The organism is Bacillus sp. USDA818B3_A (assembly GCF_009928415.1).
GTDB lineage: Bacteria > Bacillota > Bacilli > Bacillales > Cytobacillaceae > Neobacillus.
The window spans coordinates 1-11,596 of record NZ_JAABNN010000015.1 but is presented as its reverse complement, the minus strand read 5'-3'; the positions used below and the strand labels follow the sequence as shown (position 1 = coordinate 11,596).

Genomic DNA, 11,596 nt, shown 5'->3' with positions numbered 1-11,596 from the left:
TGCCAAATATCGCTCTTTTATTGTGAAAGGAGGGGCTTTTTTGTTACAAGAACAAATGAATCCTACAATCGAACGAATAATAAATAATATTGAAAAAGTAATGATAGGGAAACGAAATGTCGCCGAGTTAAGTCTTGTCGCGCTGCTTGCCGGAGGACATGTGCTGCTGGAAGATGTCCCTGGTGTTGGGAAGACGATGATGGTTCGTGCCCTTGCCAAGTCGGTGAGTGCTAACTTCCGAAGAATTCAGTTTACGCCAGACCTTCTGCCGTCTGATGTAACCGGGGTTTCCATTTATAATCCAAAAGAAATGGAATTTCAATTCCGGCCAGGACCTCTAATGGGAAACATCATCCTCGCTGATGAAATTAACCGAACCTCACCGAAAACTCAATCCGCCCTGTTAGAAGGGATGGAAGAAGCAAGTGTAACAATCGATGGCGTAACCCATAAATTGAACAGGCCGTTCTTTGTTATGGCCACTCAAAATCCGATTGAATATGAGGGAACCTATCCGCTTCCAGAGGCACAGCTTGACCGTTTTCTGTTGAAAATGAAAATGGGCTACCCGGATTTGCACGAGGAAATAGAGGTCCTTAATCGGGCTCAAAAGATACCGCCTATTGAAGAGCTTACAGCAGTGGTTGATATCGAAGGACTGCTTACTCTTCAAAACGAAATAAAAGATGTTTTTGTCGATGATACAATCAAACGTTACATAGTCGATATTGTTAACCGAACAAGAGGGCATAGCAGAGTCTACCTGGGAGCAAGTCCAAGAGGCTCGATTGCTCTCATGAAAGCAGCCCAGGCTTATGCATTTATGTACGGCCGTGATTATGTCTTACCGGATGATATTCAATATTTGGCACCATTCGTTTTATCTCATCGGATTATTTTAAAATCAGAGGCAAAATTTGAGGGAATCTCGGCAGAAGAGATTGTCTGCCAGGTGATTGCCAGAGTACCCGTACCCGTTCAAAGGCTTGTGAAGTAATGATGAGAAAACCAAGGAGTTTGTTGAAAAAGATAGGGAAATTCATTCTTTTGCTCATTCTTATTTTCCTCGCTTTTTCCTATGCCATGTTTCAAGGGGGATTTGTCAGCTGGTTTCTATTCTATAGTTTCTTGCCGTTCGCTGTTTATTGCATGGCCTTATCCTTTTATTCCTTAAATGAATTAGAAGTGACAAGAACCTTGTCAAAAAATGATTTTAATGCCGGTGAAACCTTAAAGGTGAAGGTAAACGTGAAACGGACGAGCGCCTTTCCTTTATTTTTTCTGCTGATTGAAGATCATTTTGAGGCACCATTAAAATTGTCCCAAAAACGTAATCAATCAAAGGAACTCATTCTGCCAGGTTTAAAAAAAGAGTTTTCGTTTGAATATACGATCGATGATTTACCTCGTGGGGAACATTTCTTTCATTCCTTTACACTTAGAATAGGTGATCCTTTAGGATTATTTGAAAAAGAAAAGACAGTTGCCGAAGAAGGTAAAATTATTGTCTATCCCGCATATTCCGAAATGTTTTATCAGCCGTTTGAAAATCAATACGATCAAGGTTTAACGGCATCGAGAGAACGAGTTCAGCGTGATACCTCTATGGCGGTTGGAGTAAGAGATTACCAGCCGGGCGATCGGTTTTCCTGGATCAACTGGAAAGCGTCAGCAAGACGTAATGAAATCATGACAAAGGAGTTTGAACAGCGACAATCTCACGATGTATTTGTTTTTATGGACTGTGTCCCTGATCAGCAATTTGAAGCAGTTGTATCCTTTACCGCTTCGCTCGTTCGGGCCGTTTTAAAGAAGGGAGCACAAACCGGATTATTAACCCATAGTAAAGAAAGAGTCTCCTTTCCTATTAGCGGCGGGGAACCGAACCTGAGGAGGATTTTTTATCATCTTGCAAAAATTGAGGGGAAAAGCTCTAGACCGTTTGATAAGGTAATCGAGGCAGAGGGTTTGTTTATACAGCAGACCGTATCTTTTTTGCTGGTCACAGCCCAGCTGACAAAACCATTGATTGAAAAGGCAAGTTTTTTGGTGCAGAGAAAAGGGGGAATCACCGTTTTTCTGATTAAGGGGCAAAAAGAAACACCAACTGAAAATGAACGCTCTTTAATTTCTATTGCCCATGCCCGGGGAGTCCGAGTTGTTATGATCAATGAAGGGAATCAAAGGTCGGCTTTCTCGGAGGTGGGTTTACGGATATGAGAAGAAGTATTCCAGCGTTCCTCTTATATATGTTCAGTTTTTTCTTGATATGGGAATGGCTCCGTCCGCTCAAAGATTTAACCGATACGAGTAATATTAGAATCTTTATTATCTTTTTACTTATCTCCTTAGCGGCTTCCTTTTTAAGAATCAAGGTCATTTGGCAACTGTTGCTGATGCTTATATATATCCTATCCTCTATCCATTATTTGCACTATAAAGGGAGTCTTTTTAACCTCAGTTGGCTGTCTTCCTTTATCAATAATTGTATGAATAATATTGGTTTGCTCATTGGACAGAAGTGGAATAGCCTATCAGGTGAATTTCGTACTTTTCTGTTCTTTATCCTGTTAGGGCTAATGGTGTACCTGGTTAATTACTGGATATTTAGAAAGCAGCGGATATTTATTTTCTTTTTTATGACATTGGTATATATAACCGTGCTAGATACATTTACCGCCTATAGTGCTGACACAGCCATAGTCCGCACAGTAGTTGCTGGGTTTGCGGTAATGGGGATGCTGACCTTTTACAGGATCATCCAAAGAGAAGGAGTCTATTATAATGCTGACTATATTCGTAAATGGATGATACCCTTGGCTGTAATGATTGTGCTTAGTGTTTTAGCAGGAATGGCAGCTCCAAAGGCTGCACCCATCTGGCCGGATCCCGTTCCATACCTAACTGCAAAAAATGACAAGGCAGGCACCTCCAGTCAGACGGCCGGACCGCACCGAATTGGATATAGTACGGATGATAGAGCATTAGGCGGTCCATTTGTTGGGGATGATCAAGCGGTCTTTGTCTACGAAAGCAATGGTGAGAACTATTGGAAAATGGAAACAAAGGATATGTATACCGGGAAGGGATGGATTGCCTCTGGGTCCACCTTCCAGACTTTTAAAACGAGGGATTTGATCCCGATTTATTCCATTCCTAGTGAAGTGGAAAAAAACAAGGAGACGTCCCGGGTTATTTTAAATGGAAGTTATAAGTTTAATCAGGTTATGTATCCAGCAGGTGTGACTAAAGTTTTAAATATAGAACCGTCTAATCAAAATACTAATATGCTGATGGCTGATGGAAATAATGAAAAAGTTACCTTGGTTAATAGCAGCCAAAAGCCGGTTGTTCCGAAGTCATTCACCGTCGAATTTGAAGTTCCTAAATATAAAGCATCTGAATTAACCAAGACGATTGCTTTCCCGGCTGAGATGAACAGGGCTTATTATGAAAAATACACCATGCTGCCGCTCCAATTGCCGCCAAGGGTCAAGGAACTTGCTGAAGAGATTACAAAAGGAAAGACTAATTGGTACGACAAGGCAAAAGCAGTGGAAGAGTACTTTGGGAATAATGGATATATCTATGATCAGAAGAACGTAGCGGTCCCAGGTGAGAGGGATGATTATGTCGATCAATTCCTGTTTGACACTAAACGAGGCTATTGTGATAATTTTTCCACTTCTATGGCTGTTATGCTTAGAACACTGGGTATACCCACACGCTGGGTAAAGGGGTACACTGGTGGTGAATTTCAGGCGTACAATGATGAGGGCTCATCTAAACTGTTTTATGAAGTGACCAATAATAATGCCCATTCATGGGTGGAGGTTTTCTTTCCGAATTTAGGCTGGGTCCCATTTGAACCGACGGTCAGTTTCTCTAATGAAATTAATATTACCTATGATATAGATGGGGGAACGGAGACAAGCAGTCAGCCGGTTACTCCGCAGAAAGTCGAAAAACCACAGCAGATCGAAAAGGATACGGCTGGGACAAAACAAAACGCTAACAAACTTGGCTGGATACAAACGATTTGGACTAATCTCAAGCTTTATTGGGGGCAGATTTTATTTACGATTCTGCTGGTAACAGGAGCGGCGTTTATTCTATACCGTTATCGCGGGCGCTGGGTTCCCTATGGGATATTGTTCCTTTTCAAAATTAAGAAAAAGGATGCTACAATTGGCCCGGCCTATCTGATTTTATTAAACCAATTAGAAAGATATGGATTAAAACGAAAAGAAAATCAGACTCTCCGTAGTTATGCGCATTATGTAGATACGTTTTTTTCAACAAGGGAAATGACACGTTTAACCGTTCGATACGAACAATATCTCTATCATCAAAGTCTTCCAAAAGGAACCTGGGAAGAAACGTATGAATTATGGGAAAATTTAATTAAAAGGACAATCGCTTGACCGGAAAAACGACCTATTGTTACAATAAGTTTTAATTCAATAGGGTATAAAATACCTTCATATATCCTCGAAAATAAGGTTCGAGAGTTTCTACCGGGCTGCCGTAAATGGCCTGACTATGAAGGCGGAATCTATGTATAAGCGATATTTTTTGAAAGATAACTAGAATTCTGCCTTCCTGTTCTTAATAGGGGAGGGAATTCTAGTTTTTTTTAATTTTTTACTTATTGGTATAAGCTAATAACATTATTAGAAAATTGAGGGGTGGCTGTTTTGACAGAAAAGCAAGATTTGATTGTAGTTTTAGACTTTGGAAGCCAATATAATCAGCTGATTACTCGCCGAATTCGTGAGTTTGGTGTATATAGTGAACTGCATCCACATACGATTACAGCGGAAGAAATCCGTAAAATGAATCCAAAGGGGATTATTTTTTCCGGCGGTCCGAACAGTGTCTATGATGAAAATTCGTTCCGATGTGATGAAGAAATTTTTGAAATGGGTCTGCCGATTTTAGGGATCTGTTACGGTATGCAGCTTATGACTGTCCACTTTAATGGTAAGGTTGAAAAGGCCCAACAGCGCGAATATGGGAAGGCAACACTGGTACTTGAACAACCATCTAAAGTTTTTGCTGACATGCCTAATGAGCAGACGGTTTGGATGAGCCATGGAGACCTTGTTGTGGAAGCACCTGAAGGGTTCACCGTTAATGCAACAAGTCCGTCTTGCCCAATTTCGGCGATGAGTGATGAGAATCGTAAACTTTATGCCGTTCAATTTCATCCGGAAGTACGACATTCTGTCTATGGAAATGAACTGCTTAAGAATTTCGTTTTTAACGTTTGTGAATGCAATGATAATTGGTCCATGGAAAACTATGTTGAAATGGAAATAGCAAAGATTCGCGAGATTGTTGGCGATAAGAAAGTACTATGTGCGTTAAGCGGCGGTGTAGATTCTTCGGTTGTCGCGGTATTGATCCATAAAGCAATTGGTGATCAGTTAACCTGTATATTTGTCGATCATGGATTACTTCGCAAAAATGAAGCTGAGAGTGTCATGAAGACTTTCACAGAAGGTTTCCATATGAATGTTATTAAAGTGGATGCAAAGGATCGCTTCTTCTCTAAATTAGAAGGTGTTTCCGACCCGGAGAAAAAGCGGAAGATTATTGGTAATGAATTTATTTATGTGTTTGATGATGAGGCAGCTAAGCTTGAGGGGATTGAGTTTTTAGCTCAAGGTACTCTATATACAGATATTATTGAAAGTGGAACAGCCACTGCACAAACCATTAAGTCGCACCATAATGTGGGCGGACTGCCAGAGGACATGCAATTCACTTTAATCGAACCCCTTAATACCTTATTTAAGGATGAAGTTCGAGCTTTAGGTACTGAACTCGGCATTCCTGATGATATCGTTTGGCGTCAGCCATTCCCAGGTCCTGGATTAGGGATTCGTGTGTTAGGAGCCATTTCAGAGGATAAACTTGAAATCGTTCGTGAATCTGATTGGATTTTACGTGAAGAGATTAAAAAGGCGGGGCTTGACCGTGAAATTTGGCAATACTTCACCGTCCTTCCGGATATCCGCAGTGTTGGTGTTATGGGAGATGCGCGGACCTATGATTATACCATCGGAATCCGCGCCGTTACATCGATTGATGGAATGACATCAGACTGGGCAAGGATCCCTTGGGATGTATTAGAAGTGATCTCCACTCGAATTGTTAATGAAGTGTCTCACGTCAACAGGGTTGTTTATGATATTACGAGCAAGCCGCCGGCAACCATTGAATGGGAATAAATATAGCCTTTATTAAGGGCAAAAGTATAAAACGAGCCGGATAGCGGCTCGTTTTATTTTTTTTATTAGGCTTTGGCTCTGCAGGCGTGAATAGGGGATTCTAAACATGTCGATTTTTGGTGAATGATGGGGAAGTTTGAAAAGTTTTTACAAAAATACGAACGATGAAATTTTTTTTTATACCATTGTTCGTATTTTTTATTTACAAGCTGTTTACGACCTGATAAAATAAAAAAAGTAAATAAGGGAAATTTGAATTGCATCGTATAATGTTGGGGATATGGCCCAAAAGTTTCTACCGAGCCACCGTAAATGGCTTGACTACGAGGCAGTGTTTAATAAAGAGGCTTCTTTTCCTCTTATATTGCACGCGCCTATAGTCATGCTCCGGTAGAATATGCCGGAGCATTTTTTTGCATAATAAAGAAAAGAATTATAGGGGGAAAAGAAATGCATAAGTATTTTGAGTTTGAAAAGTACGGCACAACTTATCGCCGTGAATTTATTGGGGGCTTAACGACCTTCTTAGCAATGGCATATATTCTGGTGGTAAATCCATTAACTTTATCACTAGCTTCTATAAAGGACTATCCAGATGCATTAAGAATGGACTATGGAGCAGTGTTCGTTGCGACAGCATTAGCTTCTGCACTTGGTTCCATTATCATGGGTCTGCTTGGCAAGTACCCGCTCGCATTAGCTCCAGGAATGGGCTTGAATGCTTTCTTTGCCTATACGGTTGTCCTAGGAAGCGGAATCCCTTGGCAGCATGCACTTGGTGCTGTTCTTATTTCAGGAGTATTTTTTCTCTTATTAACACTTACAGGCCTTCGTGAGAAAATTATTAATGCTATTCCAATTGAGTTAAAGCATGCAGTTGGAGCGGGTATTGGATTATTCATTACTTTTGTTGGATTACAAAATGCTAAAATTATTGTCAATAATGATGCAACCTTAGTTGGTTTGGGAGATTTATCATCCCCATCTACACTATTAGCTATCTTTGGTATTATTGTTACAGTTATTATGATGACAAGAGGGATTAATGGCGCTGTATTTTACGGGATGGTAATTACCGTCATTGTGGGAATGATTTTTGGAGAAATCAAGATGCCGGATAAAGTGGTTGATACTGTTCCAAGTTTAGCACCGACTTTTGGTGCCGCATTCCAATCATTCGGGGACAGTTCTTTTTATAGCACAGCAATGCTAGGAATCATCTTAACCTTCTTATTCGTTGACTTCTTTGATAATGCAGGAACACTTGTAGCGGTAGCAAACCAAGCGGGCATTATGAAAGACAATAAGCTGCCGAGAGCGGGCCGCGCACTCATTTCCGATTCTATCGCATCAACAGTTGGAGCCGTTTTAGGTACATCCACAACGACATCATTTATTGAATCATCAGCAGGTGTAGCCGCTGGTGCGAGAACGGGGTTTGCTTCTCTAGTAACAGCTGGACTTTTTATTTTATCTCTTTTCTTTTTCCCGTTATTGTCAGTAGTAACGGCACCTGTAACAGCACCTGCTTTAATTATTGTCGGAGTATTAATGGTATCATCTTTAGGAAAAATAGACTGGAAACGATTTGAAATTGCCGTTCCTGCCTTCTTAACAATGATTGCTATGCCACTTTCTTATAGTATTGCAACAGGGATTGCCATTGGCTTCATTTTCTATCCAATTACGATGATTGTAAAAGGACGCATTAAAGAAATTCACCCAATTATGTATTTATTCTTTGTGATCTTCGTCTTATATTTTATCTTCTTATAATGATGATTTACCGAGAGGAACTGTATTTTCGCAGTTCCTTTTTTTATATGGATAAATTTCCTTTCGTTTTCTTAAGGGATTGTCGAACATTGTCGTTGACTTCCCGTTTATCCTCTTATAACATGAGAATAACAAGTGTACTTTTAGGGGAAAGGGGGGTGAAAGGTTGGCAAACTTATTAATTGATAAAGTGCTAAATAACAATGTGCTAATTGCTGAACACCCATCCTTTAAAGAAGTTGTTCTAATTGGGAAAGGCATAGGTTTCAATCGTAAACATGGTGACTATATAGAAACCGATACAGTTGAAAAACTTTTTGTTTTGAAAGATGAAAAGGAACAAGAGAATTATATTAAATTGCTTCCGTTTATTGATTTGGAATATTTAGATGTCATAATCTCTGCAATTGGACTGATTAAACAACGAACACATACTGACTTAAATGAACATATTCATGTGGCCTTGACAGACCATCTCATGTTTGCGCTTACTAGAGCCACTAAAGGAATGGAAATGAGAAATCCGTTTTTAGTTGAGACAAAGGCACTTTATCGGAACGAATATGAAATCGCTTCAACTGTGGTAGAGCATATTGGCCAAAAGACAGGAATCCATCTTCCAGTAGGTGAAATTGGCTTTATTGCTTTACACATCCATAGCGCCATGACTAATAAGAATTTATCGGATGTTAATCAGCATTCTCAGCTTGTCAGCCGATTGGTTAATATGGTTGAGGAACAATTTGATATTGAAATTGATAAAGAAAGTATAGATTATATGAGGCTTGTCCGCCATCTCCGTTTTGCGATTGAACGTGTGGTAAAAGCAGAAAAAGTAGATGAGCCAGAAAAAATTGCAAACCTATTGAAAGTTGAATATCCTGTGTGCTATAATCTCTCATGGAAGCTCATTAAGGTGATGCAGCAAACGTTAAAAATGAAAGTCTTTGATGCAGAAGCGGTTTATCTAACGATGCATTTGCAAAGACTTCAAAACAAATTTAAATAGCATTCATATTTTTTACGTGTTACTGATTCGATCAGGCATGAGTAAAAAGTATAAATTAAAAAGTAGTTTTTGGGGTATTCTATACCTAAACTTCTTTTCAATTGTACTTTTTCTCATGCCTTTTTTGTTGTTTTGAACAAGCTGTAAACGCTTCATGAGCTAAATAAATATTTCAGGAGGTTTTATTATGTTTAAAAAGGCCTTTGGTGTCTTGCAAAAAGTCGGTAAAGCTTTAATGCTGCCGGTTGCTCTTTTACCGGCTGCAGGTATATTACTTGCTTTGGGAGCTGCCCTTCGGAACCCGGCTTTATTAGATTTAGCTCCGTTTTTAGATAACAGTACTGTAGATTTAGTTGCGGCGGTTATGCAAAAAGCCGGAGATATTGTTTTTGGTAATCTTCCACTTTTATTTGCGGTGGGTGTTGCTGTAGGTTTAGCTGGTGGTGAAGGTGTTGCCGGCTTAGCGGCGATTATTGGTTACTTAATCATGAACGTGACGATGGGTACTGTCCTTGGTATTGAAGCTAAGGATGTAAATGGACTGAACTATGCCAGCGTCCTTGGGGTTCCAACTCTCCAAACAGGAGTGTTTGGCGGGATTATTGTTGGTATTTTGGCTGCATCGATGTACAATAAGTTCTTTGAAATTGAGCTGCCATCCTATTTAGGGTTCTTTGCAGGAAAGCGTTTTGTTCCGATTATTACAGCAGCGTCTGCAATTATTTTAGGTTTAATCATGCTTGTTATTTGGCCGCCGATCCAAGCTGGTTTGAATTCTTTCTCACAGAACATGGTACATGCGAATTTGACGGTATCAGCTTTAATTTTCGGTATTATTGAACGCTCCTTAATACCATTTGGTTTACACCATATCTTCTACTCTCCATTCTGGTATGAATTTGGGGAATACGTTACAAAATCTGGGGATGTTGTTCGTGGGGATCAGCGGATCTTTATGGCACAAATCTCTGATAACGTTCAAAATCTTACTGCTGGTACATTCATGACAGGTAAATTCCCATTCATGATGTTTGGATTACCTGCAGCAGCATTGGCGATGTATCATGAAGCGCGTCCTGAAAGGAAAGCTGTTGTTGGCGGATTAATGCTATCAGGGGCTTTAACAGCTTTCTTAACAGGTATTACAGAACCACTTGAATTCTCGTTCTTATTCGTAGCACCTGTTTTATTCGGTATTCACGCAGTATTTGCAGGGTTATCTTTCATGACTATGCAACTGTTAAATGTTAAAATTGGTATGACATTCTCAGGTGGTTTAATCGATTATGTTCTATTTGGGTTAATTAACCCGCAAACAAACGCTTGGATTGTTATTCCTGTAGGTTTAGCATTTGCCGTAATTTATTATTTTGGTTTCCGCTTTGCAATCCGTAAATTTGATTTAAAAACTCCTGGTCGTGAAATTGAAGAGGAAGATCAAGGAACAACAGGAAAAGCTGCAGGTGGAGATTTAGCTTCTAACATCCTGGATGCAATGGGCGGTCAAGGAAATATTGCACATCTGGATGCTTGTATCACTCGTCTTCGTGTTTCAGTAAACGATATTAAAAATGTTAACAAAGATGAATTAAAGAGACTTGGAGCCGCGGGTGTTCTTGAAGTAGGTAACAACATTCAAGCAATCTTTGGACCGCGTTCTGAAACGATTAAAGGTCAAATGAAAGATATCATGTCAGGGAAACGCCCTCGTGCAGCGGCGCCGGAACAACAGCAGACCCAACCAACAACTACTGATGCTATGCAGAACGCTCGTCAGAATGAAGTGTTTGCAGCACCGCTTAAAGGTGAAATCAAGCCTATTACAGAAGTTCCTGACCAGGTATTCGCTGGTAAAATGATGGGCGATGGGTTTGCAATTGTACCTTCAGAAGGTATGGTGGTATCACCGGTTAACGGTAAGATTGTTAACTTGTTCCCAACAAAGCATGCTCTTGGTATTCTTTCAGATACTGGCCGTGAAATTTTGATTCATGTGGGTATTGATACGGTTAACCTAAAAGGACAAGGTTTTGAAACATTGGTAGCCGAGAATGATATTATTGAGCAGGGGCAGCCGCTCTTAAAGTTTGATATTAACTATATTAAAGAACATGCAACATCGACAATTACTCCTGTAGTTTTCACGAATTTAACTGAAGGTGAAAAAGTGGTAATCGAGAAGTCTGGTCAAGTTAATATGAAACAAGAAGGTATTATAAAAATAACGAAATAAGAAAGATGAAGCCGGCCGTTTGGTCGGCTTCTTTCTATTATATTTGTGTATTTGTATATAAATCGAATGGAGTCTTAATTAGTCCCAGTATGAGGGCGTCTTGATTGGTGCTTCGAGTTTAAATAATAAAATTAAAATTAAGTGTTGACCTAATATGATCATGGTGGTATTATATTAAAGCAGTCGTTGAGCGATAGTTAATAACATTTTTTAAGAAAAAAGTTGTTGACTTAAAAACAACGATGTGATATATTAATAGAGTTGCTTCTGACGAAGCGCAAGAAACATTGTTCTTTGAAAACTAAACAAACAAAAACGTCAACAAACAATAATATTAGTTTC

At 39.6% G+C, this 11,596-nt stretch carries 7 protein-coding genes and 2 riboswitches; all 7 genes read left to right on the top strand.

What is annotated here, in order from left to right:
• The first annotated feature begins 55 nt into the window (after positions 1–55).
• A complete protein-coding gene (locus GXK58_RS19350) occupies positions 56–997 on the top strand; it encodes an AAA family ATPase (RefSeq protein WP_442862490.1) in 942 nt (313 codons plus the stop codon).
• Positions 998–1,017: 20 nt separating this feature from the next.
• Positions 1,018–2,220 (top strand): DUF58 domain-containing protein, encoded by a 1,203-nt coding sequence (locus tag GXK58_RS19345; RefSeq protein WP_337248200.1) that lies wholly within the window; start codon positions 1,018–1,020, stop codon positions 2,218–2,220.
• A complete protein-coding gene (locus tag GXK58_RS19340) occupies positions 2,217–4,424 on the top strand; it encodes a DUF4129 domain-containing transglutaminase family protein (RefSeq protein ID WP_160724824.1) in 2,208 nt (735 codons plus the stop codon). The genes GXK58_RS19345 and GXK58_RS19340 overlap by 4 nt, the downstream gene beginning before the upstream one ends.
• A gap of 37 nt (positions 4,425–4,461) precedes the next feature.
• Positions 4,462–4,563: riboswitch (purine riboswitch) on the top strand.
• A gap of 134 nt (positions 4,564–4,697) precedes the next feature.
• The gene (gene guaA / locus GXK58_RS19335) at positions 4,698–6,236 is read left to right on the top strand and encodes a glutamine-hydrolyzing GMP synthase (RefSeq protein WP_160724823.1); all 1,539 of its coding nucleotides are present in this window, start codon (positions 4,698–4,700) and stop codon (positions 6,234–6,236) included.
• Between the two features lie 242 nt (positions 6,237–6,478).
• Positions 6,479–6,580, top strand: a riboswitch (purine riboswitch).
• 106 nt (positions 6,581–6,686) lie between these two features.
• Complete coding sequence (locus GXK58_RS19330; protein ID WP_160724822.1) at positions 6,687–8,012, top strand: NCS2 family permease; 1,326 nt, start codon at positions 6,687–6,689, stop codon at positions 8,010–8,012.
• Positions 8,013–8,178: 166 nt separating this feature from the next.
• On the top strand, positions 8,179–9,021 hold the full coding sequence (gene glcT / locus GXK58_RS19325; RefSeq protein ID WP_160724821.1) for a glucose PTS transporter transcription antiterminator GlcT: 843 nt from the start codon (positions 8,179–8,181) through the stop codon (positions 9,019–9,021).
• 187 nt (positions 9,022–9,208) lie between these two features.
• Positions 9,209–11,254 (top strand): glucose-specific PTS transporter subunit IIBC, encoded by a 2,046-nt coding sequence (ptsG, locus tag GXK58_RS19320; protein ID WP_160724820.1) that lies wholly within the window; start codon positions 9,209–9,211, stop codon positions 11,252–11,254.
• Positions 11,255–11,596 lie beyond the last annotated feature (342 nt).

Bases quoted from the DNA above. Each gene is read 5' to 3' on its own strand.
- GXK58_RS19350 (WP_442862490.1), top strand. From the start codon at position 56: ATGAATCCTACAATCGAACGAATAATAAATAATATTGAAAAAGTAATG.
- GXK58_RS19340 (WP_160724824.1), top strand. From the start codon at position 2,217: ATGAGAAGAAGTATTCCAGCGTTCCTCTTATATATGTTCAGTTTTTTC.
- GXK58_RS19330 (WP_160724822.1), top strand. From the start codon at position 6,687: ATGCATAAGTATTTTGAGTTTGAAAAGTACGGCACAACTTATCGCCGT.
- ptsG (WP_160724820.1), top strand. From the start codon at position 9,209: ATGTTTAAAAAGGCCTTTGGTGTCTTGCAAAAAGTCGGTAAAGCTTTA.